The sequence below is a fragment of the Clostridium arbusti SL206 genome (assembly GCF_000246895.1).
Classification (GTDB): Bacteria; Bacillota; Clostridia; order Clostridiales; family Clostridiaceae; genus Clostridium_I; species Clostridium_I arbusti.
Window position 1 is genome coordinate 1 of record NZ_BAEV01000054.1, and the last position, 25,647, is coordinate 25,647.

A 25,647-nucleotide genomic window follows, 5' to 3' on the forward strand; every position below is an offset into this window, starting at 1 on the left:
CAACTTATATATTACAACTTTTCGGATAATTCCATTAGAAAATAACTGAACAAAAATAACTTTAGGTATAAATATTATTATAATATATCATATAGCTTATAATATAATATCAAACTAACATTATTATACTAATTATTGATATTATATTAATATATAAATATTCAATTTTACTATGGATAATAAGTATATATAGATAAAAAACTACTTATTACAAATTACCCCTTATTTTGATAAAAGCACGTTTATTAACGTGCTTTTACATTTTCATTAATGACCTCATATTAAGCTATTTCCATAATATCTATCCATATATGCTACATACATTTTTCTTATTTCCTCTATGACTTCATATTCACTATGTACTTTGTTTTCAATACAACTCTTGACTAAACTATTACAAATAAAACATTTTCTCTTTTCATACCCAAAGTCACTTCTTTTTATAGATTTAAAATCGGCACTACATATGTCCATATCAATACATTTACCTAACATATGTTTATTTTCTATTTCAACACAAGTCTTTTTAGCTTTTATTGCATCCATATTTAGTAATATTGTTATAATGGGTCCTTCTGCTGTAATCCTAAAAATCTTTAGATAAATTTCATTATTAAAAAGTTCTGTTATTATGGCATCCATACACTTAATGATACTAATGGTAATATGATTATTTCTATTATCACCTGGATAATTTACTTTCATTAATAAAAGTGTTTTCTTATATTTATTTATTAAATTTCGTTGAAATAAATATCTTTTTTGCTTATCTAAAAATATTTTATCACTTTCATAACACATATATATCGAAGAATCATCAATTATCTATCCTTCCTTATCCCCCTTATAATATTCCTGAATAATTTATTAAACATCTTTGTTCATATTTAAATACTTTTTTTTACCATATTCATAAAGATTATTTCCAAAACTATCAATTATCACTATAGCGGGAAAGTTTTCGACTTCAAGTTTCCTTATAGCTTCAGATCCTAAGTCCTCATAAGCTATTACCTCTGATTTTTTTATACATTTAGCTATTAATGAAGCAGCACCTCCTATGGCTCCAAAATATACTGCTTTATTTTTTATCATTGCATCAATTACTTCATCTGATCTTAATCCTTTGCCTATCATACCTCTTAATCCTCTATCTAAAAGTCTTGGGGTAAAAGAATCCATCCTATAACTAGTAGTAGGTCCTGCTGAACCAATAACCTTATTAGGTTTTGCTGGAGTAGGTCCCACATAATATATTATTTGATTCTTAACTTCTATTGGCAAATCTTCTTTTTTATCTAAAAGTTCAATTAACCTTTTATGGGCAGCATCTCTAGCAGTATATATTGTTCCTGAAATTAATACTTTATCTCCAACCTTTAATTTACTTGCCTCTTCCTCAATAAAAGGAATACTAATTTTTATATCCATTAAATCCCTCCAAAATTCAAACTATAATATACTAACCATATGTCTAGTCACATGACAGCTTATATTTACAGCTACAGGTAACCCAGCAATATGGGTTGGAAATGTTTCTATATTAACTGATAGTGCCGTAGTTCTTCCACCAAATCCTTGAGGTCCTATACCCATATTATTTATTTGTTCTAATATTTCTTCTTCAAGTTTTCCATAAAACACATTTTCATTTCTAATATCTATTGGTCTTAAAAGTGCTTTTTTAGAAAGTAATGCCGCCTTATCAAAAGTTCCACCAATACCTACTCCTACTACAATTGGAGGACATGGATTAGGTCCTGCTTCTTTTACTGTATTCAATATAAACTCCTTTACTCCGTCTAACCCATCTGACGGTTTTAACATTTTAATTTTACTCATATTTTCGGATCCAAATCCTTTAGGAGCTATTGAAATTTTTATATTATCACCTTTTACAAACTCATAATAAATTACAGCTGGTGTATTATCTTTGGTATTAATTCTATTAATAGGATCACTTACTACCGATTTTCTTAAATATCCATCTTTATATCCCTGTCTAACCCCTTCATTAACAGCATCTTCTATAAAACCACCACTTATATGAACATCTTGTCCTATTTCTAAAAAAATACATGCCATTCCAGTATCTTGACATATTGGAGTTTGCTCTTCTTTCGCTATTTCACTATTTTTCATTATTATATCAAGCGTATCTTGTGCTATAGGAAACTCTTCTTTTTCATATGATGCTTTAATTGTATTAAAAACATCTTTTGGTAAATAATAGTTTGATTCTATGCATAGTCTTCTTACCTCTTTAGTTATTTCATTAGAATCTATCTTTCTCATACAATCCCGCCTTTTATAGTTATGTTCATTTACTCTTATATGTATTACAACATCTATAGCATATAATTTCAATATTTAATTTTAAATATTGAAGTTATAATTAATATTTTAAGGTATTAGTTATAATTATCCCATTCATAAATACACGTACTTTATATTTTTATATGCATTTAGTATATATAAGTTACAATTAAAATTATACATTTAATTAATAATAGTTAATAGATTAATTCTAAAAAAACTAGAAATTTTGTAATGAATATAATTTATTGAAACATATATATAGTTAAAATTTAATTATTTAAATTATATATTACTAGGTATAATTATACCTAGACTCAGTTAAATAAATATAAAATCAAACTAAGTTTAGGCATATTATCTAATTGAACTGAAAATATATTTGTTAGTAAATATGCTTTACTGTTTATTTTCACTACTATAATACGATTTTATTGATTTACATAGAGAATCCGCTATCTTTTGTTGATATGAATCCGTTTTTAATTTACCTTCATCTGATGAATTTGATAAAAAGCCACATTCGACAATAACTGATGGCACATCTTTACCACATCTTAATATCTTATATGAATTTAATGCTGCTTTTTCAACTCTTTTGCTATCATCTTTTAAATCAATTCTAAGGTTCTCTTGCATAACATGAGCTACCTTTTGACTTTCAGGATTAGAGGAATACCATACTTGTGATCCATAATATTGACTTTGAGGAAACATATTAAGATGTATGCTTACAAACATATTACAGCCAGTCTCATCTTTCATTTTACATCTATTATCTAAGTCTTCATTCTTTTTCTTTCTGATTTTACCTGAATCACTATATAATCCATTATCATCTTCTCGTGTCATAATTACTTTGAATCCTTGTTTTTCTAAGCTTTTTTTTAACTTTAAGCTTATAATTAAATTAATATTTTTTTCTACTGTTCCATTTTTAGATTGAGCTCCTCCATCTATTCCACCATGTCCTGGGTCTATTAATATAACTTTTTTATTCTCTGTTACAAATTTAAGATTATTTTGAATTTCATAAGCACTAGTAAAATTACCTAGTGAAAAAAACATTACTATAAAAGTAATTAAGACTATAAAACTTACTTTTAATTTTTTTTCACTATATTCACTCCTCTTTATAAAAATTTATATTAATTGTCAAAGTTATTATGCTCTATATTTAGTATTTTAATTATAAAAATATTTAACAAAAAATAAAAAAACCACATTTAATTTAAAACATGATTTTTTACAATATCTATAATACTTTTAATAATAAAGATAGTATACTTGCAATTAGCATACACACAGGTATAGTAACAACCCAGGCCCATAATATATTCTTCGCTATTATCCATCTTACAGATGATATCCTATGTGATGCTGCAACACCCATAATAGATGATGATATAATCTGAGTAGTACTAACCGGTGCATTCATCATTGTAGATGAAAAAATCACTACTGCTGCACTAGTTTCAGCTGCAAAACCATTTACTGGTGCAAGCTTTGCCATATTCATACCCATTGTTTTTATTATCTTGTATCCACCTATCGAAGTTCCTAATGCCATAGCTAGCGCACAAGCACCTTTTACCCATATAGGAATATGAAAAGTACTTACCAAGCCACCACTTACCAAAGCCATAGCTATAACTCCCATGGATTTTTGTGCATCATTTCCACCATGATTAATTGCCATAAGCATAGCGGAAAATATCTGTGCCTTTGAGAAAAATCCAGATACTGATGATGGTCTTGTTGATTTTAAAATCCACTGAAGTGCTATCATAACTAAATATCCGAATATAAAACCAACTATTGGTGATAAAAACAATGGCACTACGATCCTAATAAAGAAAGTTGTCCAATTAACTACTGCAAAAGATGTTTGGTACACTATAGCAGCACCTACCAGGCTTCCAATTAATGCATGAGATGAACTACTAGGAATTCCAAAGTACCAAGTCAATAGGTTCCAAATTATAGCACTTATGATGGCTACTATAATAACTGTAGGCGATATTAAAACTGGATTAACTATTCCATCCCCTATAGTTTTTGCAACTTTCTCATTCATAAAAGCACCCAGAAAATTTAGAGATGCTGACATAATAACAGCTGATTTCATACTTAATACTCTAGTTGATACAGAAGTTGCAATTGCATTTGCACTATCATGAAATCCATTTATAAAATCAAAAATTAAAGCTAGAACTACAATTACCACTGATAAATATATTGCAGAATTATGCATTCTTCATAGCAACTCCCTCAATAATATTTGCAACTGACTCGCAAGCATCTAAGGTATTTTCTATATACTGATATATCTCTCTCCATTTGATCACATCAAGAACAGGAATATCTGCTACAAAGAGTTGTCTCACTGCACTTCTAAATAGGCAATCCCCATCTTCTTCAATCTTATTTATTTCAATAATAATTTCTGTAAGTTTAGCATTATTTCTCATGTTTTTAAATTCTTCCATTAACCTTATTATATAAGCACAAGATTTAACTACAAAATCAGCTAAGGTTTTAGCTTCTTCCTTTACTACATCTACATTGAACATTACAAATCTACTGGCACTAGCTTCCATAAAATCCACTATATCATCCATTTCTTTAGATATAGAGTATATATCTTCTCTATCAAATGGAGTTATAAATGTTTTGTTAAGTTCATTTAATATATTATGTTGTTGATTATCACTTATTCTTTCCATATTTTTTATTTCTTTTAATTTTTCATCTGGATTGCAAACATCCTCTACAAAGCCCTTAAATAATAGAGAAGTTTCATAAATTGTGTTTGCATTTTCAATAAATAAATCATAAAATTTTTCATCCTTTGGAGATAAGTTAAACATATTAATCCTCCTATACTGAAACAAATATTTTATAACTAGACAATTATATCATACTATGACATAAAATATAACAAATAATATATACTTCCCAAAACACAGTAAAAAGTAAAATATGTATCTAATTGCAATAAAAAAAGAGAGGAAACTCCTCTCTTTGAAAACTATTATCTCTTTGAGAATTGTGGAGATCTTCTTGCTTTCTTTAAACCGTATTTCTTTCTTTCTTTCATTCTTGGATCTCTTGTTAAGAAACCAGCTTTTTTAAGTTCTCCTCTTAATGATTCGTCAGCTTTTAATAGAGCTCTTGATATACCATGTCTTATAGCTCCTGCTTGACCTGTGAATCCACCACCATTTACATTTATAAGAACATCAAACTTATCCTTAGTATCAGTTAAAACTAATGGTTGATTAACTATTACTCTTAAAGTTTCTAAACCAAAATATTTTTCTATTTCTCTCTTATTTACTACGACTTTACCTTCTCCTGGTACAAGTCTAACTCTAGCAATAGATTTTTTTCTTCTACCTGTCCCAATATATTGTACTTTAGCCATTTTATTTCCTCCTTCCAGCTATAAATTAATATCTTAATTTTAATGCTTCTGGTTTTTGAGCTTCATGATCATGTTCAGTTCCTCTATATACTTTAAGCTTTTTAAGAACCTCTCTACCTAATACTCCAGTTGGAAGCATTCTTCTTACAGCTTCATGAAAAACAAACTCAGGTTTTTTAGCTAATGCATCCTTATAAGGTATTTCTTTTAATCCACCTGGATATAGTGAGTGATGTCTTAGCATCTTTTGATCTAATTTCTTACCTGTTAAAACTACCTTTTCAGCATTTATAACAATAACAAAATCTCCAGTATCTACATTGGGTGTAAATGTAGGTTTATTCTTTCCTCTTAATATTAAAGCAATTTGACTTGCTGCTCTACCTAAAGTCAATCCATTAACGTCAACAACATACCATTTTCTTTCAACTTCTTGCGGTTTAGCAATGTATGATTTCATTTTTTTCCCTCCCTGAACTTTACATAAATTACGTTCTATGTCAAAGATCCGGGGCTAGTGGATCTTCTTTAAGCAACGTTATACAAACATATATATTATAATACAATCTGCCACGTGTGTCAATTATTTTATACCTATTAATTAATAATATACCTTTTCTAGGCATAAACCACTCGGTGGCAAACAAGGCCCAGACATATCCCTATCTTTTGATATTAATATATCTTTAATACTTTTAGGTTTAATTCTCTTTAATCCAACTTCAATTAGTGTACCTATAATGATTCTAACCATATTATATAAAAATCCATCACCTGTTATAGTAAATATTATATGATCATCTATTTTAACTATATCTAAACTACTTATTGTTCTTACAGTAGTTTTTGCACTTCCCCCACTACTTCTAAATGCTGCAAAGTCATGGGTTCCAACAAACTCTTTACTTGCCTCTATCATTAATAATATATCTAAATTTCTTCTAAAATGATAAACATAGTTTCTTCCGATGGCTGGTCTTTGCAATGTATTCAAAATTGTATAACTATATGTTTTTCCTTTACTATTAAATCTAGAATTAAAGCTTAACTCTACTTCCTCAGATTTTAGAATCACAATATCTTCAGGTAACCTACTATTTAAAACATTTTCAAATCTATTAGATGGTATCCTACTGTTAGTTAAAAAATTCCCTACAAATCCTCTTGCATGAACACCTGCATCCGTTCTGCTAGAACCTATAACTTTCGTACATTCACCAGTTATAATTCTAAGATTATCTTCTAATACCTGTTGAATAGTTATAGCATTATCTTGTATTTGCCATCCCGAATAATTTCTACCATCGTATTCAATTATAAGCTTAACATTCTTCATTCCTTCACATCCTGGCCTTATAATTTAATAAAACCTACTCCAAACAGAAAATATAACAAGTATACCAATAGCTAGCACTGCTATTCCATCCCTAGAATGCAATTTAAGTATCTTCATTCTAGTTCTACCGTCGCCACCTCTGTAGCATCTAGCTTCCATAGCCATAGCTAATTCATCAGCTCTCCTAAATGAACTTATAAATAATGGAACTAATACAGGTATTAGACTTTTAGCTCTTTGCAATAAATTTCCAGATTCAAAATCAGCCCCTCTTGCCATTTGAGCTTTCATAATTTTATCAGTTTCATCTATAAGTGTTGGAATAAATCTTAATGCTATTGTCATCATCATAGCCAATTCATGAGAGGATATTCCTATTTTTTTAAGAGGACTCATTAATTTTTCTAAGCCATCAGTAAGCTCTATAGGTGATGTAGTTAATGTAAGTAAAGATGTACCTATAATTAAAAATATTAATCGTAACACCATAAATCCAGCTATATTTAAACCTTCTCTATAAACTTTAATAATTCCGTATTTAAAAATCAAATTTTGTCCTGGTGTCATAAATATATTCATCAATGCAGTAATAATTAATAGTATAAAAATTGGTTTAAGTCCTCTATATATGTATCCAAGTTGGATCTTTGAAACCATTATAGTTATAGCAGTAAATACTAACACAAATATATAACCAAAGTATTGATTTATTAAAAATAAATCAATTATGTATATTATAGATAATATTATTTTAATTCTAGGATCTAACTTATGAACAAAAGAATTTGCTGGAACATATTGCCCAATTGTTATATCTTTAAGCATTTTCACCGCTCCTTAAAACCTTTAGAATTTCTTTTTTGGCCTCATCAACAGTAAAAATATTCTCAGATAAATTGAATCCTTTTTCATTTAATTTCCTTATTAAATAAGTTACCTGTGGAACTGCTAGGCCGACTCTTTCAAGTGTTTCTATTTCTTTAAATATATCACTAGGTTTACCATCTAAAATACATTTTCCTTTATTCATAACTAAAATTCTACTTGCAACCTTTGCTACATCTTCCATACTATGAGATACCAGTATAACTGTCATCTTATATTCCCTTTGAAGTTTTAAGGTTTGATTTAAAATATCATCTCTTCCTCTTGGATCAAGACCAGCAGTTGGTTCATCCAAAATTAAAACTTTTGGTTCCATAGCAACAACGCCTGCTATAGCTACTCGTCTTTTTTGACCACCACTTAACTCAAATGGAGACTTATCCTTAAAGGTTTCATAATCTAATCCAACCATTTTCATAGCTTTCTTTACTCTAATTCTAACTTCATCTTCGTTAAGCTTTAAATTGATAGGTCCATAGGCTATATCTTTTTCAATAGTTTCTTCAAATAGTTGATATTCAGGATACTGAAATACCAAACCAACTTTTTTTCTTATATCAGATAACTTAGTTGTTTTTAGTGTTATATCAAAATTATCTATAATTATCTTACCACTAGTAGGTTTTAATATCCCATTTATGTGTTGTATCAAAGTTGATTTTCCCGATCCCGTATGACCAATTAGTGCAACAAATTCACCATCGTTTATATTAATACTTATATTATCTAAAGCTTTCTTCTCAAAAGGTGTACCTGGCATGTAAATATGCGTTAAATTATCTATCTCAATCGACATAACTCATTCACCATCTCATCTATAGTTAATATATCACTTTTTATATCAATGCCATCTTTTCTTAACTCATATGCAAGTTCAGTCATTTGCGGAACATCAAGCCCTATTCTCTTCATGATTTCTACTTCCTTAAACACTTCTCTAGGCGAACCTTCCTTTATTACTTTTCCCTTATCCATAACCACTATTCTGTCAGCTCCAATTGCCTCTTCCATATAATGCGTTATAAGAATTATTGTCATATTATTACGATTATTTAAACTTTCTATCGTATTAATAACCTCACTTCTTCCAAATGGGTCAAGCATAGCTGTAGATTCATCGAATATTATACATTCAGGTTTCATAGCTAAAGTTCCAGCTATAGCAACCCTTTGTTTTTGTCCTCCAGATAATAGATGCGGTGCATGCTTTCTATAATCATACATATCTACCTTTTTAAGTGAATCATCAACTCTTTTTCTTATTTCGGTTGGTTCAACCCCTAAATTTTCTGGTCCAAAAGCGACATCTTCCTCAACAATAGTTGCAACTAACTGATTATCTGGATTTTGGAATACCATTCCTGCCTTATTTCTTATATTCCATACATTATTGGAATCTGAAGTATCTAATCCATCAACAATTACATTTCCACTTGTAGGTATCATAAGAGCATTTATATGCTTAGCTAGAGTTGATTTTCCAGATCCATTTCTACCTAGTATTACTAAGAATTCACCTTTTAAAACATTGATATTTATATCATCTAAAGCTAGAGTAAATGTTTTGTCTTCATTATTCTCATACTTATATGTAACATTTTTGCACTCCAACATGTTATCTTTCATAATAACACCTCAAAATTTAATAAAATGGGGACTAAGTTAGGTTTCTACTTAATCCCCTTTTTAGTTATACTAGTTCTAGTATAACTATTTCAGCTCCGTCGCCTCTTCTTGGACCCATCTTAAATATTCTAGTGTATCCACCATTTCTATCAGCATACTTAGGTGCTATTGTATCAAATAATTCTTTAACTACAGCTTCTTCTGTTACAAATGCAAGCACTTGTCTTCTAGCATGTAAATCTCCTCTTTTTGCAAGAGTAACCATTTTTTCTGCTAGGCTTCTTGTTTCTTTAGCTCTTGTATCAGTAGTTTCAATCTTACCGTATTTTAAGAGACTAGTAACAAGATTTCTTAACATTGCTTTTCTTTGGTCGGTTGGACGACCAAGTTTACGATATCCTGCCATGTACTTACCTCCTTACTCCTCACTTTGCTTTAATGATAATTCCAAAGCTTCAAGTTTTTGTTCAACTTCTTCAAGTGATTTTTTACCTAAATTTCTTACTTTCATCATATCTTCCATAGATCTCTCTGTTAATTCCTGAACTGTATTTATACCAGCTCTCTTTAAACAGTTATAACTTCTTACTGAAAGATCTAATTCTTCTATAGTCATTTCAAGTACTTTTTCTTTCTTATCTTCTTCTTTTTCAACCATAATTTCAACATCATCTGCATGATCTGTTAAAGTCATAAATAATTTAAAGTGCTCGATAAGAATTTTAGCGGATAAGCTTATAGCTTCTTCCGGTCTTATAGTACCATTAGTCCATATTTCAATAGTTAACTTATCATAGTCAGTTATTTGACCAACTCTTGTATTCTCAACACTAAAGTTAACTCTTTTTACTGGTGTATATATAGAATCTACTGAAATAGTTCCTATAGGCATATCTTCTCTCTTATTTCTATTCTGAGTAACATATCCTCTTCCTCTATTCACTTCAATTTCCATATACAACTTTCCATCACCATCAAGTGTTGCTATATGTAAATCCTTGTTAATGATTTCCACATCTTCATCGGTTTTTATATCTGCAGCAGTAACTTCTCCAGCTCCTTCTGCATCAATATAAATAGTCTTAGGACCATCACCGCTCATTTTTAAAGCTAAACACTTAATGTTTAATATGATTTCAGTTACATCTTCCTTAACCCCTTTTACAGTGGAAAATTCATGAAGTACACCTTCAATTTTAACGGAATTAGCGGCAATTCCTGGTAATGATGATAGTAGAATCCTCCTAAGTGAATTTCCCAAGGTAATTCCATATCCTCTTTCTAAAGGTTCAATAACGAACTTACCATAAGAACCATCTTCAGTAGATTCTACACATTCAATTTTTGGCTTTTCTATTTCTAACATCTATAACCCTCCTTTATTATAAAGTGGCAACCTATTTGAGGGCAACTGATTCTATATAAACTATTTGCTGTATAACTCAACTATTAGTGTTTCATTTACAGGAACATCTATATCTGATCTAGTTGGTTCAGCTACAACTTTTCCTTCGAAGTTTTCAGCATTTGAAGTAATCCAAGCTGGTAAAGCTTTTGGATTTTCAGCGAATGTCTTAAACTTTTCAGTTCCTCTGCTTTTTTCTGATACAGTTATTACATCATTAACACTTAGTTTATATGATGCTATATCCACCTTGTGACCATTTATTAAGAAATGACCATGATTAACTAATTGTCTAGCTTCATTTCTTGAGTTTCCGTAACCTAATCTATAAACTACATTATCAAGTCTTAATTCAAGAAGTCTTAATAAGTTTTCACCTGTTATTCCCTTTACTCTTTCAGACCTTTCATAATAAGTTCTGAATTGACCTTCAAGTACCCCGTATATTCTCTTAGCCTTTTGTTTCTCTCTTAATTGTAATCCATAGTTAGAAATTTTCTTTCTACCTTGTCCGTGCTGTCCTGGTGCATAGCCTCTTCTAGCAAATGCACATTTATCTGTAAAGCATCTATCTCCTTTAAGAAATAGTTTTAAACCTTCTCTTCTGCATAATCTGCAAACTGCTCCAGTATATCTTGCCATTAATTTACACCTCCTGTGCTAATATTAAACTCTTCTTCTTTTAGGTGGTCTACAACCATTATGAGGAATAGGAGTAACATCTTTTATTAATGTAACTTCTAATCCAGCTGCTTGAAGAGATCTTATAGCAGCTTCTCTACCTGATCCAGGTCCTTTTACATAAACATCAACACTTTTTAGTCCATGTTCCATAGCATTTTTTGCCGCTGCTTCTGCTGCCATTTGTGCAGCAAAAGGAGTACTCTTTCTTGATCCTCTGAAACCTAAACCACCTGCACTTGACCATGAAAGTGCATTACCAACGCTATCAGTTAATGTTACTATTGAATTGTTAAATGTTGATTTTATATGTGCACAACCGTGTTCAACATTTTTTTTCTCTTTTCTTCTTCTTGTTTTTTTACCTTTTTGAGCTGGCATTATCATCCCTCCTTATATATTACTTTTTCCTTTTAGCTCCGATTGCTCTTTTTGGGCCTTTTCTAGTTCTAGCATTTGTTTTTGTTTTTTGTCCTCTTACTGGAAGACCTCTTCTATGCCTTATACCTCTATAACATCCTATTTCAACTAATCTTTTAATGTTAAGAGCTACAACTCTTCTTAAATCACCTTCAACTTTGAAGTTTTTGTTAATGTAATCTCTTATCGCATTAACTTCTTCTTCACTTAAATCTTTAACTCTAGTATCAGGATTGATTCCTGTAGCATTTAATACTTCTTTTGACTTTGATAGTCCTATACCAAATATATATGTCAGACCTATCTCTACTCTTTTTTCTTTTGGTAGATCAACACCAGATATTCTTGCCATTAAAATTTACACCTCCCAGGTATTAATACACTAATTTTAAAACTCTTATTTCTTTTATATATAAAGTTTTAGGCAATAAAATACTTTTATTCTACTTTATTGGCAGCCGTCCTAAAACACATTTTAACAACAACTTAATTATTTTTCAACACGTTAGCCTTGTTTTTGTTTATGTTTAGGATTTTCGCAAATAATCATTACTCTTCCTTTTCTCTTGATTACTTTGCACTTTTCACACATAGGCTTAACTGATGGTCTTACTTTCATAGCTAACCCTCCTTATTTTTACTTAGCTCTCCAAGTTATTCTTCCTCTACTTAAATCGTACGGAGATAACTCAACTGTTACTTTATCACCAGGTAATATTCTTATAAAATTCATTCTTAATTTTCCTGAAATATGTGCTAATATTTTTTGACCACTTTCAAGTTCTACCTCAAACATAGTATTTGGCAGGGATTCTAAAACCGTTCCCTGCATTTCAATTACATCATCTTTTGACATAAGGTAATCAAACCTCCTTATTAGTGCCTAGTGACTGCAGAAACCTTCTTACCTGTAAATTACTTACTTCTACATTAGATATTAAGCTCTTCTTAATATCTTCCGCAACTGTTTCGGTAAACATTAAATGCTTTATTTTTTTCTTTTTAGGCTTTTGAACTTTTCTTAAATCACCATCACAAATATAAACATACTCTTTATCTATTATATCCATAATAATAAACTTTCTATCTGTATCTCTACCAGCCTTTGAATACACAACTGTACCCAAATAATTTTTATTCATCTGTTCACCCCTGTTGACTAAAAGTAAGTATTTCAGGTCCATTCTCTAAAATGGCTACAGTATTTTCATAATGTGCTGATAAGCTTCCGTCATCAGTAACCACTGTCCAATCATTTGATTGTACACTAACATAATATTTTCCACCATTAACCATAGGTTCTATGGCTAATACCATTCCATGAAGCAACTTGGGTCCTCTACCGGGTCTACCGAAGTTAGGTATTTCTGGTTCTTCATGCATATCTTTTCCGATTCCATGACCTACATAATCTCTAACAATAGAATATCCAAAACTTTCTGCATAAGTTTGAATAGCTGATGATATATCTGAGAGTCTATTACCTACAAGTGCTTTCTCAACACCTTTGAAAAAACTTTTTCTGGTTATATCTATAAGATTTTTTGCCTCATTAGATATTTTTCCAACTGGCAAGGTTCTTGCTGCATCACCTTGATATCCATTTAAAATAGCACCGCAATCTATACTTATTATATCGCCTTCATGCAATACTTTTTTTATAGATGGAATTCCATGGACAACTTCTTCATTTACAGATGCACATATTGAAGCTGGAAAACCATAGTATCCTTTAAACGATGGAACAGCACCATGCTTTCTTATAAATTCTTCAGCTATTTTATCCAAATCCGCAGTAGTCATTCCAGGTCTTATAACTTCTTCCATTTTCAACAGTGTCTCTTCTACAACTCTTCCAGATTGCCTCATATAGTCAATTTCACTATTGTTCTTAATTATTATCATAATAGATTATCTTCCCAAGATATCACAGATATTCTCAAATACAATATCTATATCTTGAGTACCATCTACAGCATATAGTACTTTTTTAGAATTATAATATTCTATTAATGGCTCGGTTTGTTTGTTATAAACATCTAATCTATCACTAACAGTTTCTTCACTATCATCTTTTCTCTGAATTATATCACTATTACACTCATTACATTTCCCAGCAATCTTAGGTGGATTAAATTTAATATGATAGCTGGCTCCACATTTTGGACATACTCTTCTTCCAGTCATTCTATCAAGAATGCTAGACTCAGGAACTTTAATAAGTAATGCACTATCAATTTTATTTCCCTTTTCATTAAGAAATAAATCTAAAGCTTCTGCCTGTTTCACTGTTCTTGGAAATCCATCAAGTAAAAATCCATTTTTACAATCATCATTTTCTAATCTATCCTTAACAATATCTATTGTTAATTCATCTGGTACCAACATTCCTTTATCAATATATCCTTGAGCTTTTAAACCTAGCTCTGTCTTCTCTGATATATTTTTTCTAAACATATCACCAGTTGATATATGTAGGATATTATATCTATTACTTATTTGTTTCGCTTGAGTTCCTTTTCCTGCTCCTGGAGGACCTAATAATACAATTTTCATATAATCATCTCCAAATATAATTACTCACTCAAGAAACCTTCATAGTGTTTCATTACTAATTGGGCTTCAATAGCTTTCATTGTCTCAATAGCAACTCCAACCATTATCAACATCCCGGTTCCAGTAAAATACAATCCCTGAAATTTAGTATGAGATTCAAGAATCATTGGTGCTACAGCTATGACTCCTGCAAAAGCTCCCCATAGTATAGAAACTTTATCTAGTACTCTTTCTATATATCTTGCAGTTTGCTCTCCAGGTCTAATACCAGGTACAAACCCTGAAGATTTGTGCATATTTTCAGCCATTTCATCCGGTTTAAGAGTTATTTGTGTATAAAACCAAGTGAAGAATATAATGAATATAAAGCTTACGACTCCATATTCCCAGCTATTCTCTCTAAAAATACTATATTTACCTGTCACAATAGCTTTATATATCCATGAATTTGGCCAAAACTGAACAATTATTATTGGGAACTTCATCACTGCCATAGCAAATATTATTGCTATAATAGCTGAAGCATTAATATTTAATGGAATATGAGATGATTGACCTTTAGGTGCTTTACCACTAACAGCTTTACCAGCATATTGAACTGGTATTCTTCGTTCGGCTAAACATGCTATAATAACAGCCAAAAATAACGCCACAATTATTATTATTAATACTGCTATCTGCACAATATCAACAGTATCTGTTTGCTTTAAAGTTGTAACTTGATAAATAATACTTGGAATTCTAGAAACGATATTTACAAACATTATTAAAGAAATTCCATTACCAATTCCCTTAACGGTGATCTGTTCTCCAAGCCACATCAAAAATACAGAAGCAGTTGTCAAAGTTAAAGCTATTAAAAACATGTTCAACTTCGATGTATCTCTAAGAGCTCCTTGGCTATTTATTATTGCATACATAGCAAAAGTTTGGAATGCAGCAAGAAATATTGAACCAACTCTAGTTAGCTTTTGTATTTTCTTTCTGCCTTCTTCACCCTCTTTTTGCATCTGCTCAAGAGATGGTATTGCAATTGTCAAAAGCTGTACAATAATAGATGCATTAATATATGGCATTACACCCATAGCAAATATACTAAAGTTGCTGAATGCTCCACCTGACATCAAGTCATAAAATCCAGCTAAAGAACCAGATTGTGATGATAAACTAACAAGCTTTGATGTATCAACTCCAGGAACCGGAATATATATACCTATTCTATAGATTATAACCAAAACCATTGTCCATAACAATCTTTTTCTTAAGTCTGGAGCTTTCCAGGCATTACGTAAGGTCGATAACAATTTATATCACCTCTACTTTTCCTCCAGCTGCTTCTATTTTTTCAGCTGCTACTTTTGAAAATTTATTTACTTTTACAGTTAATTTTTTTGTAATCTCTCCGTTACCAAGGATCTTAACACCATCATTAACTTTTCCTATTATTCCTCTTTCAAGTAGCACTTCTATTGTTACTTCTGTTCCATCTTCAAATACATTCAATCTATCTACATTTATACTAACTATATCTTTTGAAAATATATTTGTAAATCCTCTTTTAGGTAATCTTCTGTATAATGGCATTTGACCACCTTCGAATCCAGGTCTTACACCACCGCCAGATCTTGCTTTTTGGCCTTTTTCACCTTTACCAGCATTTCTTCCAAAACCAGAACCAGTACCTCTACCAATTCTCTTAGGTGCTTTTCTAGAACCTGCTGCTGGCTTTAACTCATGAAGTTTCATACCCTGCACCTCCTTGCTAATTTAAATTTCTTCAACTTCTAAAAGATAGTTAACTTTTTTTATCATACCTCTTATTTGAGGAGTATCTTCTTTTTCAACTTTTTTACCTATTTTACGTAATCCAAGAGCATTAACAGTAGCTATATGATCCTTTTTTCTACCAATTAAACTCTTTTGTAATGTTACTGAAAGTTTAGCCATGTTAAATCCTCCTATCCTAATATTTCTTCAACAGATTTACCTCTAAGCTCTGCAATATCTTCTACAGTTCTTAATCTTGATAATCCATTTATTGTAGCATTCACTAGGTTTCTTGCATTGTTAGTTCCTAATGACTTAGCTCTAACATCTTTCAATCCAGCAAGTTCAAGTACTGCTCTTGCTGGACCTCCAGCAATAACTCCCGTACCTTCATTAGCTGGCATTATAAGAACTTTACCTGTTCCAAATAAGCCTTCAATAGTATGAGGAACTGTAGTTCCAACCATTGCTACGTGTACAATATTCTTCTTAGCGTCTTCAATTCCTTTTCTTATAGCTTCAGGTATTTCAACAGACTTACCTGTTCCTACTCCTACATGGCCATTTTCATCTCCAACTACTACTAATACGCTGAATCTAAAATTTCTTCCGCCCTTTACAACCTTAGCAACTCTATTTATAAATACAACTTTTTCTTTAAGTTCTAATGTACTAGGATCGATTCTCATTTATTTCCCTCCTTCTCTAGAATTCTAAACCAGCAGTTCTCGCTCCTTCTGCAAGTTCCTGTACTCTTCCATGATATACAAATCCGCCTCTATCGAAAACTACTTCTTTTATTCCTTTTTCTATAGCTTTCTTTGCAATGATTTCACCAACAAGTCTTGCCGCTTCTTTATTACTTCCTATTTTGCTTGAGAAATCTTTATCTTTAGTTGAAGCTGCAGTAATAGTATTTCCTGCTATATCATCAATTAATTGAACATATATGTTTTTTTCACTTCTGAAAACTGCAAGTCTTGGCCTTTCAGTCGTACCAAAAATCTTTTTACGTACTCTCCTATGACGTTTACTTCTAGCTTCACTTCTATCCTGCTTTTTAAACATACATTCCCACTCCTTTCTAAGTTACTTACCTGTTTTACCTTCCTTACGTCTTACATGCTCATCAATATACTTGATTCCTTTTCCTTTGTAAGGTTCAGGTTTTCTCCATTTTCTTATATCAGCCGCTACAGATCCTACCAATTCCTTATCTATACCTTTTACTATTATCTTGTTAGCATCAGGTGTTTCAAATTGTACACCTTCCATAGCATCTATTTCAACTGGATGTGAATATCCAAGGCTTAATACTAATTTTTTACCTTTTAATTGTGCTCTATAACCTACACCTACTAATTCAAGTGTTTTAGAAAAGCCTTCTGTTACACCTACAACCATATTGTGCACTAATGCTCTTGTCAATCCATGAAGAGCTCTATGATTTTTATCATCACTAGGTCTAGTAACAAGTACATTACTATCTTCTACAGCTATTTTAATATCTTTATGCATAGTCTTAACAAGTTGACCTTTTGAACCTTTAACAGTAACAACGTTGTCTGGTGTTACTGAAACAGTTACACCATTTGGTATTACTACAGGCAATCTTCCTATTCTTGACATAATTACACCTCCTGTTCATCTAACTACCAGATATAGCAGATAACTTCTCCACCTAATCCTAGTTTTCTAGCTTCTTTGTCAGTAACTATACCTTTAGAAGTTGATATTACCGCAATCCCTAATCCATTTAGTACCTTTGGAGTTTCTTCTTTTCTACAATAAACTCTAAGACCAGGTTTTGATATTCTTCTAAGTCCAGTTACAACTCTCACCTTGTTCTGACCATATTTCATGCCAAGTCTTAGCATTGGTACTGAACCGTCATTGTATTCCTCTATGTTCTTTATATATCCTTCTTGAAGCATTATATTTACTATTGCTTTCTTTATATTTGAAGAAGGTACTTCTACTACTTCGTGTTTAACTACGTTTGCATTTCTTATACGCGTTAGCAAATCCGCAATTGGGTCTGTCATAACCATGATTTATGCCTCCTTTCATTCAATAACAATTACCAACTTGCTTTTCTACAACCAGGTATTTCACCTTTGTAAGCAAGTTCTCTAAAACATATACGACAAATACCATACTTTTTTAATACTGCATGTGGTCTTCCACATATTCTGCATCTTGTGTAAGCTCTAGTTGAAAACTTAGGTTCTTTTTTCCACTTTTCGATCATTGCCTTACGTGCCACGTTATTACCTCCTTATTATTGAGCAAATGGCATACCAAGGAATCTCAATAACTCTCTTGCTTCCTCGTCACTTTTTGCTGTAGTAACAAATATTATATCCATACCTCTAATTTTGTCTATCTTATCATACTCAACTTCCGGGAATATTAACTGTTCCTTAATTCCTAAGGCATAATTTCCTCTTCCGTCAAAAGATTTACTTGAAATTCCTCTGAAGTCTCTAACTCTAGGTAGTGCTACATTCATAAGCTTATCAGCAAATTCATACATTTGTTGCTTTCTTAAAGTAACCTTACAACCAATTGGCATATTTTCTCTAATCTTAAAGTTTGCAATTGACTTTTTAGCTCTAGTCAAAATTGGCTTTTGACCTGTTATTAATTGCAAATCACCTGTAGCAGATTCTAAAACTTTAGAATTTTCTTTAGCTTCTCCTACACCCATGTTAATAACTATTTTTTCCAGCTTTGGTATTTCCATAACATTTTTATATTCGAACTTTTCCACTAGTGCTGGAATAACTTCTTTTTCATACTTATCTTTTAGTCTTGCAGCCATTCATTAGTCCTCCTTTCAAAATCTAAAGTGTTTCTCCACACTTCTTGCACACTCTTACCTTTGTTCCATCATCTAACAATTTATTGCTTATTCTTGTAGCTGATTTACATTTTGTACAATAAAGCATAACTTTTGAGCTATTAATTGCAGCTTCTCTATTTATTATTCCGCCTTGAACATTTGTTTTACTTGGTTTTTGATGTTTAGTAATAACATTTACATCTTTAACTAATACAGTTGATTTCTTAGGATAAACGGCTAAAACTTCTCCTATTTTTCCTTTATCTTTACCTGAAATAACAACAACTGTGTCTTTTTTTCTAACGTGAATTTTACTTGATGCCATCTAAAGCAACCTCCTATCTTATAGAACTTCAGGTGCTAGTGATAAAATTTTATTAAACTCTTTATCTCTTAACTCCCTAGCAACAGGTCCAAAGATACGAGTTCCTCTTGGCTGCTTATCATCTTTTATTACTACAGCCGCATTTTCATCAAATCTTATATATGAACCATCTGCTCTTCTCAATCCTTTAACTGTTCTAACTATTACTGCTCTAACAACTTCACCTTTTTTAACAACACCGCCTGGTGTTGCACTTTTAACGCTAGCAACTATTATATCGCCAATATTTCCCCATTTTCTTTTGGATCCACCTAATACTCTTATGCACATAATCTCTTTTGCTCCAGAATTATCTGCAATCTTTAATACAGTCTGCTGTTGTATCATCTAAATACCCTCCTTTCAATTAAAAAGACTATTTAGCCTTTTCAACTACTTCCACAAGTCTCCATCTCTTGTCTTTTGACAACGGTCTTGTTTCCATTATTAATACTTTATCATTAAATTTAGCTTCATTATTTTCATCATGTGCTTTGAACTTAGTAGTTCTGTTAATTGTCTTACCATATAAAGGATGACGAACTTTAGTCTCCACAGCAACTACAACAGTTTTATCCATTTTATCTGAAACAACTTTACCGATTCTTGTCTTTCTATTTCCTCTTTCCACAGGATAACCTCCTTTCAGCTTTACTGTTCAAACGCCCTTAGTTCTTCTTCTCTAAGGATGGTTTTAATCTGGGCTATAGATTTTTTAACTTCTCTTATTCTCATAGGGTTTTCAAGCTGACCTGTAGCCAATTGAAACCTAAGTCTAAATAATTCTGCCTTCAAATCAAGTAATTGAGTTTGTAAATTTTGAGGAGTTTCTTCTCTTAATTCTTTAGCCTTCATTAATTTCACCACCCATTTCCTCAAAGTCTTTTCTTGTAACAAATTTAGTAGTTATAGGAAGTTTGTGTGAAGCAAGCCTCATAGCTTCTCTTGCTTGTGCTTCTGTTACTCCTGATATTTCAAATAATACTCTACCTGGTTTAACTACTGCAACCCAATATTCTGGTGAACCTTTACCGGAACCCATACGAGTTTCAGCTGGTTTTTCAGTAACTGGCTTATCTGGGAAAATCTTTATCCAAAGTTTTCCTCCTCTTTTAACATATCTATTTATAGCTACTCTGGCAGCTTCAATTTGATTACTTGTTATCCAACCACATTCTGTAGCCTGCAAACCATAATCACCATAAGCAATAAAGTTACCTCTTGTTGCTTTACCTTTCATTCTGCCACGTTGCACTTTACGACGTTTAACTCTTTTAGGCATTAACATATCGTATTTCCTCCTTCCTTACGCGTTTGCTTCTTCCCTTTTCTCAATCTTTTTTGTAGGAAGAACTTCACCTCTATATACCCATACCTTTACACCAATTTTTCCGTATGTAGTATCTGCTTCTGCGAAACCATAATCTATATCAGCTCTTAAAGTCTGAAGTGGAATTGTTCCTTCATGATATTGTTCTGTTCTTGCTATTTCAGCACCAGCAAGTCTACCTGCACATGAAGTTTTAACACCTTTCACTCCAAATCTCATAGCTCTTTGAATAGTTTGCTTCATAGCTCTTCTAAAAGAAATTCTTCTTTCTAATTGTGATGCCACATTTTCACCCATAAGTTGTGCATCACTATCTGCATTTTTAACTTCTACAATATTAATTAAAATATTTTTGTCAGAAATTAAATTCTTAGTTTCTTTTTTTAAAGCTTCAATACCTTGACCGCCTTTTCCTATAACCATACCTGGTTTAGCAGTATATATATTTAACTTTATCCTTTTTGCAGCTCTTTCAATTTCAACTTTTGAAATGCCTGCATTATGAAGCTTCTTAGTAACAAATTTTCTAATCTTGTTATCTTCAACTAAATAATCTGCAAAATTTTTACTATCAGCATACCATTTAGCATTCCAATCTTTTATTACGCCGACTCTTAGGCCATGCGGATTAACTTTTTGTCCCAAAGTATTTCCCTCCTTTTTATGCTCTTTCTTTTACAACTAGAGTAACATGACTAGTTCTTTTTTTAATTTTAAATGCTCTTCCTTGTGCATGTGGTCTAAATCTTTTTAATGTTGGACCTTGACCAGTAAATGCATCGGCAACATATAATCTATTTACATCTAAATTTAAATTATTTTCTGCATTTGCAACCGCTGATTTCAAAACCTTACTTACAACATCCGCTGCATCCTTTGGAGTGTATTGTAATATAGCGAAAGCTTCATTTACATTTTTTCCTCTTATTAAATCAAGAACAATGCCCATCTTCATTGAAGACATTCTTACATATTTGGCTATAGATCTAGCTTCCATTAATGATTACCTCCCTTCTACACTATTTAAGTGCTGATGACTTTTCAGTGTTATTTCCGTGTCCCTTGAAAGTTCTTGTTAAAACAAATTCTCCCAATTTGTGTCCAACCATATCTTCACTTACATATACTGGAACATGTTTTCTGCCATCATGAACAGCTATAGTATGACCTACCATTTGTGGGAAAATTGTTGAACTTCTTGACCAAGTCTTTATAACCTTCTTTTCACCACTTTTATTCATTTCATTGATTCTCTTTAAAAGTACTTCTTGCACAAAAGGTCCTTTTTTTACTGATCTACTCATCTTATTGGCCTCCCTTCATATAACCTATATTACAATCAGAAGAGAATGAAATTCTCTTCTAACTACTTACTTTTTCTAGCCTTAACAATAAGTCTATCTGAGTATTTCCTATTTTTTCTTGTTTTATAACCAAGTGCCGGTTTACCCCATGGAGTAAGTGGTCCTGGATGTCCTACTGGTGATTTACCTTCACCACCACCATGTGGATGGTCATTAGGATTCATAACAGAACCTCTAACTGTTGGTCTAACTCCCATATGTCTCTTTCTTCCAGCTTTACCTATATTAACAATCTCGTGTGTTAAGTTAGAAACCGTTCCAATAGTAGCTTTACACTCTATTCTTACATATCTCATCTCTCCACTTGGAAGTCTTAAAGTAGCATACTCTCCCTCTTTAGCCATAAGCTGTGCACTTGCTCCAGCAGATCTAACTAATTGAGCACCTTTTCCTACTGATAATTCAACATTATGAACTATAGTACCAACTGGTATATTCTTAAGTGGTAATGTATTTCCTACTTTTATATCCGATTCCGGTCCCGATACAACTACATCTCCAACTTTTAATCCAACGGGAGCAATTATGTATCTCTTTTCACCATCAATATAGGAAACAAGAGCTATAAATGCAGATCTATTAGGATCATATTCTATTGTTGCCACTTTTGCTGGTATATTATCCTTATTTCTCTTGAAATCTATTAATCTGTATTTTTGTTTAGCTCCTCCGCCAATATGACGAACAGTTATTTTACCTTGTGCATTTCTTCCGCCTTTTCTTTTCTTATCTACAAGAAGTGATTTCTCTGGCACATTTGTTGTTATTTCCTCAAATGTACACACAGTCATTTCTCTTCTTGAAGGGGAAGTAGGGTTAAATCCTCTAACTGCCATTATTTTTCTCCTCCTTTTTTTCGCTTATCTGGCTATCAGCCAATAAGAGCTCTTATCAAACTATTTTAATCCTTCGAAAAACTCAATTGACTTGCTCTCACCTGTAAGCTTTACAACTGCCTTTTTATAATCGGCTCTCTTACCAATGTGAACTCCAACCCTTTTTGTCTTTCCCATTATATTAGCTGTTTTTACATCTTCAACTTTAACATCAAAAACTTCTTCAACAGCCTTTTTGATTTGGCATTTGTTTGCATTTACGTCAACAATAAAGGTGTATTTTTTATCTGACATTTCAGCCATACTTTTTTCAGTTATTACTGGCTTTCTTATAATATCATGGCTAGTTAAATTCATTATGCATACACCTCCTCAATTTTTGACACAGCATCCTTAGTTATTATGAAATTATCATATTTCAAAATATCATAAACATTTAGGTTATTAGCTGGGATAACTGAAATTCCCTCGATGTTTCTAACTGATTTATACACATTCTCATTTGACTCTGCTACAACTATTAAAGCCTTCTTTGAATCAAATGCATTTAGCATCTTAATCATTTCTTTCGTCTTTGGAACTTCTAATTCTAATCCCTCTAACACAATAATTTCATTTTCTGCTACTTTGCTGCTTAAAGCTGATTTCATAGCAACTCTTCTCATTGATTTTGGAACCGATATTCTATAATCTCTTGGCTTTGGCGCAAAAACAATACCACCATGTATCCATTGTGGAGATCTTATTGATCCTTGTCTTGCTCTACCAGTTCCTTTTTGTCTCCAAGGTTTAATTCCACCTCCGGAAACCTCTGATCTAGTTTTAGCACTTTGATTTCCTTGTCTCTTGTTTGCAAGCTGTGCAACTACAACTTGATGTAAAGCATCAGTATTTACTTCCGCTCCAAAAATATTAGTTGATAATTCAATATCTCCAACTTTTTTTCCTTCTTGATTAAATAATCCTACTGTAGGCATTCTGTATCCTCCTTTCTAAGAAAATTAGGCTTTAATAGAGTTTCTTATTACAATAAAGCCCTTGTTTGGGCCAGGTACTCCACCTTTAATTAATATTACATTTTTCTCAGGAATCACCTTTGCCACTTCTAAGTTTAGTACTGTTGTATTAACATGGCCCATATGTCCTGGCAATCTTTTATTCTTAAATGTTCTTGATGGATCTGATGAAGCTCCCATTGAACCAACTGCTCTGTGGAATTTTGATCCATGACTCATTGGTCCTCTGTGTGCGTTCCATCTTTTTATTGTACCTTGGAATCCCTTACCTTTAGAAACTCCTGATACATCTACTTTTTCTCCTGCTGTAAAAGTATCAACTTTTATTTCAGCACCTAATTCATAAGCACTTGTATCTTCTAATCTAAACTCTTTTATAAATTTTTTAGCAGATACTCCAGCCTTATCAAAATGTCCTTTTAATGGCTTATTAATTAGTTTTTCTCTTGTATCATAAAAAGCAACCTGTATTGCTTCATATCCATCATTTTCTATTGTCTTTTTTTGTAAAACCGCACAAGGTCCTGCCTCTATAACAGTTACAGGAACTATTTTCCCTGCTTCATTGAATATTTGAGTCATACCGAGTTTCTTACCTAGTATAGCTTTTTTCATATTTGGCACCTCCTCGACACATTAGTGGATCGCATAACGATCATAACGGTCAAAAATATTTTTATAATTTTATTTCGATATCAACACCAGCTGGTAGATCTAATCTCATTAAAGCATCTACAGTTTTTGGTGATGGGCTTAATATATCTATAAGTCTTTTATGTGTTCTAATTTCAAATTGTTCTCTTGCATCTTTATATTTATGTGGAGCTCTTAATATTGTAACTACATCTTTTTCTGTTGGTAATGGTACTGGACCTGCCACCTTTGCTCCTGTTGATTTAGCAGTTTCAACTATCTTTTCAGCTGATTGATCAAGTATTGTATGATCAAAAGCCTTTAATCTAATTCTTATTTTTTGTTTTGCCATTTCATTTCCCTCCTTTTCATCGCACGCTCAGCTTCTTACGTACAACAGCGGACGTTCTATAAACTGTTCCACGTGTTGCATATTTTATATGTAACACACTGAATATATACTACCCGTCGCCCGGTTCAAGACCGCGACATGCTCAGTAAGAATTCCCCGTAAGCCCGGCTACCTCTTACCTCATCACTGTTTTCACATAACAACTCTTATATTATACAACTAAAATCAAGTTTTGACAAGTATTTTTTATTTTTTATAGTTTAATATAAATTATTCACATATACTACTTTGTAAAATCATGATTTTACAAAAAATAAAGGGAGAAGAGCGTCCTCTTCTCCCTTTTAAATAAAGCTTTATTTATTTATATATTTGTTATAACAAAATCTTAATTTTCAGTCTGTAAATCACAAATACTTCTTAGACTATTTAACGATAGAAGTAACAACACCTGAACCAACTGTTCTTCCGCCTTCTCTTATAGCAAA

Annotated in this window: 44 protein-coding genes; all 44 read right to left on the minus strand. The window is 31.8% G+C overall.

Annotation, left to right across the window (positions count from 1 at the left end):
* Positions 1-276: 276 nt before the first annotated feature.
* The 44 genes from citX to rpsJ all read right to left on the minus strand — a co-directional run bounded on the left by citX (position 277) and on the right by rpsJ (position 25,159).
* Positions 277-801 carry a citrate lyase holo-[acyl-carrier protein] synthase gene (gene citX, locus RH99_RS10735; protein WP_010237695.1) on the minus strand — a complete coding sequence of 175 codons (525 nt, stop codon included), beginning with the start codon at positions 799-801 and terminating at the stop codon, positions 277-279.
* 66 nt (positions 802-867) lie between these two features.
* Complete coding sequence (locus RH99_RS10740; RefSeq protein ID WP_010237698.1) at positions 868-1,431, minus strand: Fe-S-containing hydro-lyase; 564 nt, start codon at positions 1,429-1,431, stop codon at positions 868-870.
* A gap of 21 nt (positions 1,432-1,452) precedes the next feature.
* The gene (locus tag RH99_RS10745; protein ID WP_010237701.1) at positions 1,453-2,295 is read right to left on the minus strand and encodes a fumarate hydratase; all 843 of its coding nucleotides are present in this window, start codon (positions 2,293-2,295) and stop codon (positions 1,453-1,455) included.
* A 420-nt stretch (positions 2,296-2,715) separates the two neighbouring features.
* Positions 2,716-3,384, minus strand: coding sequence for an N-acetylmuramoyl-L-alanine amidase CwlD (gene cwlD, locus RH99_RS10750; protein WP_010237703.1), 669 nt, complete (start codon positions 3,382-3,384; stop codon positions 2,716-2,718).
* Positions 3,385-3,571: 187 nt separating this feature from the next.
* Positions 3,572-4,570 (minus strand): inorganic phosphate transporter, encoded by a 999-nt coding sequence (locus RH99_RS10755; protein ID WP_010237705.1) that lies wholly within the window; start codon positions 4,568-4,570, stop codon positions 3,572-3,574.
* Entirely contained in the window at positions 4,563-5,186 is a 624-nt protein-coding gene (locus RH99_RS10760) for a DUF47 domain-containing protein (protein ID WP_010237708.1), read from the minus strand. The genes RH99_RS10755 and RH99_RS10760 overlap by 8 nt, the downstream gene beginning before the upstream one ends.
* A 164-nt stretch (positions 5,187-5,350) precedes the next feature.
* Positions 5,351-5,743 (minus strand): 30S ribosomal protein S9, encoded by a 393-nt coding sequence (gene rpsI / locus RH99_RS10765; protein ID WP_010237710.1) that lies wholly within the window; start codon positions 5,741-5,743, stop codon positions 5,351-5,353.
* A gap of 25 nt (positions 5,744-5,768) precedes the next feature.
* Entirely contained in the window at positions 5,769-6,203 is a 435-nt protein-coding gene (gene rplM / locus RH99_RS10770) for a 50S ribosomal protein L13 (protein ID WP_010237711.1), read from the minus strand.
* A gap of 141 nt (positions 6,204-6,344) precedes the next feature.
* The gene (gene truA / locus RH99_RS10775; protein WP_010237713.1) at positions 6,345-7,079 is read right to left on the minus strand and encodes a tRNA pseudouridine(38-40) synthase TruA; all 735 of its coding nucleotides are present in this window, start codon (positions 7,077-7,079) and stop codon (positions 6,345-6,347) included.
* Between the two features lie 24 nt (positions 7,080-7,103).
* Positions 7,104-7,904 (minus strand): energy-coupling factor transporter transmembrane component T family protein, encoded by an 801-nt coding sequence (locus tag RH99_RS10780; RefSeq protein WP_010237715.1) that lies wholly within the window; start codon positions 7,902-7,904, stop codon positions 7,104-7,106.
* Positions 7,897-8,760, minus strand: a complete 864-nt coding sequence (locus RH99_RS10785; protein WP_010237716.1) for an energy-coupling factor transporter ATPase — start codon at positions 8,758-8,760, stop codon at positions 7,897-7,899. The genes RH99_RS10780 and RH99_RS10785 overlap by 8 nt, the downstream gene beginning before the upstream one ends.
* Complete coding sequence (locus tag RH99_RS10790; RefSeq protein ID WP_010237719.1) at positions 8,745-9,590, minus strand: energy-coupling factor transporter ATPase; 846 nt, start codon at positions 9,588-9,590, stop codon at positions 8,745-8,747. Before RH99_RS10790 ends, RH99_RS10785 begins: the two co-directional genes overlap by 16 nt.
* Positions 9,591-9,654: 64 nt before the next feature.
* Positions 9,655-9,996 carry a 50S ribosomal protein L17 gene (rplQ, locus tag RH99_RS10795; protein ID WP_010237722.1) on the minus strand — a complete coding sequence of 114 codons (342 nt, stop codon included), beginning with the start codon at positions 9,994-9,996 and terminating at the stop codon, positions 9,655-9,657.
* Positions 9,997-10,008: 12 nt separating this feature from the next.
* Positions 10,009-10,956 carry a DNA-directed RNA polymerase subunit alpha gene (locus RH99_RS10800; protein WP_010237724.1) on the minus strand — a complete coding sequence of 316 codons (948 nt, stop codon included), beginning with the start codon at positions 10,954-10,956 and terminating at the stop codon, positions 10,009-10,011.
* Between the two features lie 60 nt (positions 10,957-11,016).
* Positions 11,017-11,637 carry a 30S ribosomal protein S4 gene (gene rpsD, locus RH99_RS10805; RefSeq protein ID WP_010237726.1) on the minus strand — a complete coding sequence of 207 codons (621 nt, stop codon included), beginning with the start codon at positions 11,635-11,637 and terminating at the stop codon, positions 11,017-11,019.
* Between the two features lie 24 nt (positions 11,638-11,661).
* Entirely contained in the window at positions 11,662-12,057 is a 396-nt protein-coding gene (gene rpsK, locus RH99_RS10810) for a 30S ribosomal protein S11 (RefSeq protein ID WP_010237728.1), read from the minus strand.
* A 19-nt stretch (positions 12,058-12,076) separates the two neighbouring features.
* Complete coding sequence (rpsM, locus tag RH99_RS10815; protein ID WP_010237730.1) at positions 12,077-12,448, minus strand: 30S ribosomal protein S13; 372 nt, start codon at positions 12,446-12,448, stop codon at positions 12,077-12,079.
* Between the two features lie 153 nt (positions 12,449-12,601).
* Positions 12,602-12,715, minus strand: a complete 114-nt coding sequence (gene rpmJ / locus RH99_RS10820; protein WP_010237732.1) for a 50S ribosomal protein L36 — start codon at positions 12,713-12,715, stop codon at positions 12,602-12,604.
* A gap of 18 nt (positions 12,716-12,733) precedes the next feature.
* The gene (gene infA / locus RH99_RS10825; protein ID WP_010237734.1) at positions 12,734-12,952 is read right to left on the minus strand and encodes a translation initiation factor IF-1; all 219 of its coding nucleotides are present in this window, start codon (positions 12,950-12,952) and stop codon (positions 12,734-12,736) included.
* A 7-nt stretch (positions 12,953-12,959) separates the two neighbouring features.
* Positions 12,960-13,238 (minus strand): KOW domain-containing RNA-binding protein, encoded by a 279-nt coding sequence (locus RH99_RS10830; RefSeq protein ID WP_010237737.1) that lies wholly within the window; start codon positions 13,236-13,238, stop codon positions 12,960-12,962.
* A gap of 4 nt (positions 13,239-13,242) precedes the next feature.
* The gene (map, locus tag RH99_RS10835) at positions 13,243-14,001 is read right to left on the minus strand and encodes a type I methionyl aminopeptidase (protein WP_010237739.1); all 759 of its coding nucleotides are present in this window, start codon (positions 13,999-14,001) and stop codon (positions 13,243-13,245) included.
* Positions 14,002-14,007: 6 nt separating this feature from the next.
* Positions 14,008-14,652, minus strand: a complete 645-nt coding sequence (locus RH99_RS10840) for an adenylate kinase (RefSeq protein WP_010237743.1) — start codon at positions 14,650-14,652, stop codon at positions 14,008-14,010.
* Between the two features lie 20 nt (positions 14,653-14,672).
* On the minus strand, positions 14,673-15,956 hold the full coding sequence (secY, locus tag RH99_RS10845; protein ID WP_010237746.1) for a preprotein translocase subunit SecY: 1,284 nt from the start codon (positions 15,954-15,956) through the stop codon (positions 14,673-14,675).
* A gap of 1 nt (position 15,957) precedes the next feature.
* Positions 15,958-16,398: a 50S ribosomal protein L15 gene (gene rplO, locus RH99_RS10850; protein WP_010237748.1), complete on the minus strand. Its 441-nt coding sequence runs from the start codon at positions 16,396-16,398 to the stop codon at positions 15,958-15,960.
* A gap of 21 nt (positions 16,399-16,419) precedes the next feature.
* Positions 16,420-16,599 (minus strand): 50S ribosomal protein L30, encoded by a 180-nt coding sequence (gene rpmD, locus RH99_RS10855; RefSeq protein ID WP_010237750.1) that lies wholly within the window; start codon positions 16,597-16,599, stop codon positions 16,420-16,422.
* An 11-nt stretch (positions 16,600-16,610) separates the two neighbouring features.
* Complete coding sequence (gene rpsE / locus RH99_RS10860; protein WP_010237752.1) at positions 16,611-17,108, minus strand: 30S ribosomal protein S5; 498 nt, start codon at positions 17,106-17,108, stop codon at positions 16,611-16,613.
* A gap of 16 nt (positions 17,109-17,124) precedes the next feature.
* Positions 17,125-17,487, minus strand: coding sequence for a 50S ribosomal protein L18 (gene rplR / locus RH99_RS10865; RefSeq protein ID WP_010237754.1), 363 nt, complete (start codon positions 17,485-17,487; stop codon positions 17,125-17,127).
* A gap of 21 nt (positions 17,488-17,508) precedes the next feature.
* Positions 17,509-18,048 carry a 50S ribosomal protein L6 gene (gene rplF, locus RH99_RS10870; RefSeq protein WP_010237756.1) on the minus strand — a complete coding sequence of 180 codons (540 nt, stop codon included), beginning with the start codon at positions 18,046-18,048 and terminating at the stop codon, positions 17,509-17,511.
* A gap of 23 nt (positions 18,049-18,071) precedes the next feature.
* Positions 18,072-18,470, minus strand: coding sequence for a 30S ribosomal protein S8 (gene rpsH / locus RH99_RS10875; RefSeq protein ID WP_010237758.1), 399 nt, complete (start codon positions 18,468-18,470; stop codon positions 18,072-18,074).
* A gap of 29 nt (positions 18,471-18,499) precedes the next feature.
* Positions 18,500-18,685, minus strand: coding sequence for a type Z 30S ribosomal protein S14 (locus tag RH99_RS10880; protein WP_010237761.1), 186 nt, complete (start codon positions 18,683-18,685; stop codon positions 18,500-18,502).
* Positions 18,686-18,700: 15 nt separating this feature from the next.
* Entirely contained in the window at positions 18,701-19,243 is a 543-nt protein-coding gene (gene rplE / locus RH99_RS10885; RefSeq protein ID WP_010237763.1) for a 50S ribosomal protein L5, read from the minus strand.
* Positions 19,244-19,265: 22 nt separating this feature from the next.
* On the minus strand, positions 19,266-19,589 hold the full coding sequence (rplX, locus tag RH99_RS10890; RefSeq protein ID WP_010237766.1) for a 50S ribosomal protein L24: 324 nt from the start codon (positions 19,587-19,589) through the stop codon (positions 19,266-19,268).
* Positions 19,590-19,607: 18 nt separating this feature from the next.
* Positions 19,608-19,976: a 50S ribosomal protein L14 gene (gene rplN / locus RH99_RS10895; protein WP_010237768.1), complete on the minus strand. Its 369-nt coding sequence runs from the start codon at positions 19,974-19,976 to the stop codon at positions 19,608-19,610.
* A gap of 28 nt (positions 19,977-20,004) precedes the next feature.
* Positions 20,005-20,259 (minus strand): 30S ribosomal protein S17, encoded by a 255-nt coding sequence (gene rpsQ, locus RH99_RS10900; protein ID WP_010237770.1) that lies wholly within the window; start codon positions 20,257-20,259, stop codon positions 20,005-20,007.
* A 20-nt stretch (positions 20,260-20,279) separates the two neighbouring features.
* Entirely contained in the window at positions 20,280-20,483 is a 204-nt protein-coding gene (gene rpmC / locus RH99_RS10905; protein WP_010237771.1) for a 50S ribosomal protein L29, read from the minus strand.
* A complete protein-coding gene (gene rplP / locus RH99_RS10910) occupies positions 20,473-20,916 on the minus strand; it encodes a 50S ribosomal protein L16 (protein WP_010237773.1) in 444 nt (147 codons plus the stop codon). The genes rpmC and rplP overlap by 11 nt, the downstream gene beginning before the upstream one ends.
* Before the next feature lie 18 nt (positions 20,917-20,934).
* Complete coding sequence (gene rpsC / locus RH99_RS10915) at positions 20,935-21,603, minus strand: 30S ribosomal protein S3 (protein ID WP_010237775.1); 669 nt, start codon at positions 21,601-21,603, stop codon at positions 20,935-20,937.
* A gap of 16 nt (positions 21,604-21,619) precedes the next feature.
* Entirely contained in the window at positions 21,620-21,955 is a 336-nt protein-coding gene (rplV, locus tag RH99_RS10920; RefSeq protein ID WP_010237777.1) for a 50S ribosomal protein L22, read from the minus strand.
* 22 nt (positions 21,956-21,977) lie between these two features.
* Positions 21,978-22,262 carry a 30S ribosomal protein S19 gene (gene rpsS, locus RH99_RS10925; protein ID WP_010237779.1) on the minus strand — a complete coding sequence of 95 codons (285 nt, stop codon included), beginning with the start codon at positions 22,260-22,262 and terminating at the stop codon, positions 21,978-21,980.
* A gap of 62 nt (positions 22,263-22,324) precedes the next feature.
* The gene (gene rplB, locus RH99_RS10930; protein ID WP_010237782.1) at positions 22,325-23,158 is read right to left on the minus strand and encodes a 50S ribosomal protein L2; all 834 of its coding nucleotides are present in this window, start codon (positions 23,156-23,158) and stop codon (positions 22,325-22,327) included.
* A gap of 60 nt (positions 23,159-23,218) precedes the next feature.
* A complete protein-coding gene (gene rplW / locus RH99_RS10935; RefSeq protein ID WP_010237785.1) occupies positions 23,219-23,515 on the minus strand; it encodes a 50S ribosomal protein L23 in 297 nt (98 codons plus the stop codon).
* Positions 23,515-24,135 (minus strand): 50S ribosomal protein L4, encoded by a 621-nt coding sequence (rplD, locus tag RH99_RS10940; protein ID WP_010237787.1) that lies wholly within the window; start codon positions 24,133-24,135, stop codon positions 23,515-23,517. Before rplD ends, rplW begins: the two co-directional genes overlap by 1 nt.
* A gap of 24 nt (positions 24,136-24,159) precedes the next feature.
* Positions 24,160-24,789, minus strand: a complete 630-nt coding sequence (gene rplC / locus RH99_RS10945) for a 50S ribosomal protein L3 (protein WP_010237789.1) — start codon at positions 24,787-24,789, stop codon at positions 24,160-24,162.
* 61 nt (positions 24,790-24,850) lie between these two features.
* Positions 24,851-25,159: a 30S ribosomal protein S10 gene (rpsJ, locus tag RH99_RS10950; RefSeq protein WP_010237791.1), complete on the minus strand. Its 309-nt coding sequence runs from the start codon at positions 25,157-25,159 to the stop codon at positions 24,851-24,853.
* Positions 25,160-25,647 lie beyond the last annotated feature (488 nt).

What these genes read in the sequence shown, in the direction of transcription:
- citX (WP_010237695.1), bottom strand. Translation starts at nt 801, where the DNA reads ATGTGTTATGAAAGTGATAAAATATTTTTAGATAAGCAAAAAAGATAT.
- RH99_RS10740 (WP_010237698.1), bottom strand. Translation starts at nt 1,431, where the DNA reads ATGGATATAAAAATTAGTATTCCTTTTATTGAGGAAGAGGCAAGTAAA.
- RH99_RS10745 (WP_010237701.1), bottom strand. Translation starts at nt 2,295, where the DNA reads ATGAGAAAGATAGATTCTAATGAAATAACTAAAGAGGTAAGAAGACTA.
- cwlD (WP_010237703.1), bottom strand. Translation starts at nt 3,384, where the DNA reads ATGTTTTTTTCACTAGGTAATTTTACTAGTGCTTATGAAATTCAAAAT.
- RH99_RS10755 (WP_010237705.1), bottom strand. Translation starts at nt 4,570, where the DNA reads ATGCATAATTCTGCAATATATTTATCAGTGGTAATTGTAGTTCTAGCT.
- RH99_RS10760 (WP_010237708.1), bottom strand. Translation starts at nt 5,186, where the DNA reads ATGTTTAACTTATCTCCAAAGGATGAAAAATTTTATGATTTATTTATT.
- rpsI (WP_010237710.1), bottom strand. Translation starts at nt 5,743, where the DNA reads ATGGCTAAAGTACAATATATTGGGACAGGTAGAAGAAAAAAATCTATT.
- rplM (WP_010237711.1), bottom strand. Translation starts at nt 6,203, where the DNA reads ATGAAATCATACATTGCTAAACCGCAAGAAGTTGAAAGAAAATGGTAT.
- truA (WP_010237713.1), bottom strand. Translation starts at nt 7,079, where the DNA reads ATGAAGAATGTTAAGCTTATAATTGAATACGATGGTAGAAATTATTCG.
- RH99_RS10780 (WP_010237715.1), bottom strand. Translation starts at nt 7,904, where the DNA reads ATGCTTAAAGATATAACAATTGGGCAATATGTTCCAGCAAATTCTTTT.
- RH99_RS10785 (WP_010237716.1), bottom strand. Translation starts at nt 8,760, where the DNA reads ATGTCGATTGAGATAGATAATTTAACGCATATTTACATGCCAGGTACA.
- RH99_RS10790 (WP_010237719.1), bottom strand. Translation starts at nt 9,590, where the DNA reads ATGAAAGATAACATGTTGGAGTGCAAAAATGTTACATATAAGTATGAG.
- rplQ (WP_010237722.1), bottom strand. Translation starts at nt 9,996, where the DNA reads ATGGCAGGATATCGTAAACTTGGTCGTCCAACCGACCAAAGAAAAGCA.
- RH99_RS10800 (WP_010237724.1), bottom strand. Translation starts at nt 10,956, where the DNA reads ATGTTAGAAATAGAAAAGCCAAAAATTGAATGTGTAGAATCTACTGAA.
- rpsD (WP_010237726.1), bottom strand. Translation starts at nt 11,637, where the DNA reads ATGGCAAGATATACTGGAGCAGTTTGCAGATTATGCAGAAGAGAAGGT.
- rpsK (WP_010237728.1), bottom strand. Translation starts at nt 12,057, where the DNA reads ATGCCAGCTCAAAAAGGTAAAAAAACAAGAAGAAGAAAAGAGAAAAAA.
- rpsM (WP_010237730.1), bottom strand. Translation starts at nt 12,448, where the DNA reads ATGGCAAGAATATCTGGTGTTGATCTACCAAAAGAAAAAAGAGTAGAG.
- rpmJ (WP_010237732.1), bottom strand. Translation starts at nt 12,715, where the DNA reads ATGAAAGTAAGACCATCAGTTAAGCCTATGTGTGAAAAGTGCAAAGTA.
- infA (WP_010237734.1), bottom strand. Translation starts at nt 12,952, where the DNA reads ATGTCAAAAGATGATGTAATTGAAATGCAGGGAACGGTTTTAGAATCC.
- RH99_RS10830 (WP_010237737.1), bottom strand. Translation starts at nt 13,238, where the DNA reads ATGAATAAAAATTATTTGGGTACAGTTGTGTATTCAAAGGCTGGTAGA.
- map (WP_010237739.1), bottom strand. Translation starts at nt 14,001, where the DNA reads ATGATAATAATTAAGAACAATAGTGAAATTGACTATATGAGGCAATCT.
- RH99_RS10840 (WP_010237743.1), bottom strand. Translation starts at nt 14,652, where the DNA reads ATGAAAATTGTATTATTAGGTCCTCCAGGAGCAGGAAAAGGAACTCAA.
- rplO (WP_010237748.1), bottom strand. Translation starts at nt 16,398, where the DNA reads ATGAAACTTCATGAGTTAAAGCCAGCAGCAGGTTCTAGAAAAGCACCT.
- rpmD (WP_010237750.1), bottom strand. Translation starts at nt 16,599, where the DNA reads ATGGCTAAACTTTCAGTAACATTACAAAAGAGTTTAATTGGTAGAAAA.
- rpsE (WP_010237752.1), bottom strand. Translation starts at nt 17,108, where the DNA reads ATGAGAATCGATCCTAGTACATTAGAACTTAAAGAAAAAGTTGTATTT.
- rplR (WP_010237754.1), bottom strand. Translation starts at nt 17,487, where the DNA reads ATGTTTAAAAAGCAGGATAGAAGTGAAGCTAGAAGTAAACGTCATAGG.
- rplF (WP_010237756.1), bottom strand. Translation starts at nt 18,048, where the DNA reads ATGTCAAGAATAGGAAGATTGCCTGTAGTAATACCAAATGGTGTAACT.
- rpsH (WP_010237758.1), bottom strand. Translation starts at nt 18,470, where the DNA reads ATGGTTATGACAGACCCAATTGCGGATTTGCTAACGCGTATAAGAAAT.
- rplE (WP_010237763.1), bottom strand. Translation starts at nt 19,243, where the DNA reads ATGGCTGCAAGACTAAAAGATAAGTATGAAAAAGAAGTTATTCCAGCA.
- rplX (WP_010237766.1), bottom strand. Translation starts at nt 19,589, where the DNA reads ATGGCATCAAGTAAAATTCACGTTAGAAAAAAAGACACAGTTGTTGTT.
- rplN (WP_010237768.1), bottom strand. Translation starts at nt 19,976, where the DNA reads ATGATACAACAGCAGACTGTATTAAAGATTGCAGATAATTCTGGAGCA.
- rpmC (WP_010237771.1), bottom strand. Translation starts at nt 20,483, where the DNA reads ATGAAGGCTAAAGAATTAAGAGAAGAAACTCCTCAAAATTTACAAACT.
- rplP (WP_010237773.1), bottom strand. Translation starts at nt 20,916, where the DNA reads ATGTTAATGCCTAAAAGAGTTAAACGTCGTAAAGTGCAACGTGGCAGA.
- rplV (WP_010237777.1), bottom strand. Translation starts at nt 21,955, where the DNA reads ATGGAAGCTAGATCTATAGCCAAATATGTAAGAATGTCTTCAATGAAG.
- rpsS (WP_010237779.1), bottom strand. Translation starts at nt 22,262, where the DNA reads ATGAGTAGATCAGTAAAAAAAGGACCTTTTGTGCAAGAAGTACTTTTA.
- rplB (WP_010237782.1), bottom strand. Translation starts at nt 23,158, where the DNA reads ATGGCAGTTAGAGGATTTAACCCTACTTCCCCTTCAAGAAGAGAAATG.
- rplW (WP_010237785.1), bottom strand. Translation starts at nt 23,515, where the DNA reads ATGAATTTAACTAGCCATGATATTATAAGAAAGCCAGTAATAACTGAA.
- rplD (WP_010237787.1), bottom strand. Translation starts at nt 24,135, where the DNA reads ATGCCTACAGTAGGATTATTTAATCAAGAAGGAAAAAAAGTTGGAGAT.
- rplC (WP_010237789.1), bottom strand. Translation starts at nt 24,789, where the DNA reads ATGAAAAAAGCTATACTAGGTAAGAAACTCGGTATGACTCAAATATTC.
- rpsJ (WP_010237791.1), bottom strand. Translation starts at nt 25,159, where the DNA reads ATGGCAAAACAAAAAATAAGAATTAGATTAAAGGCTTTTGATCATACA.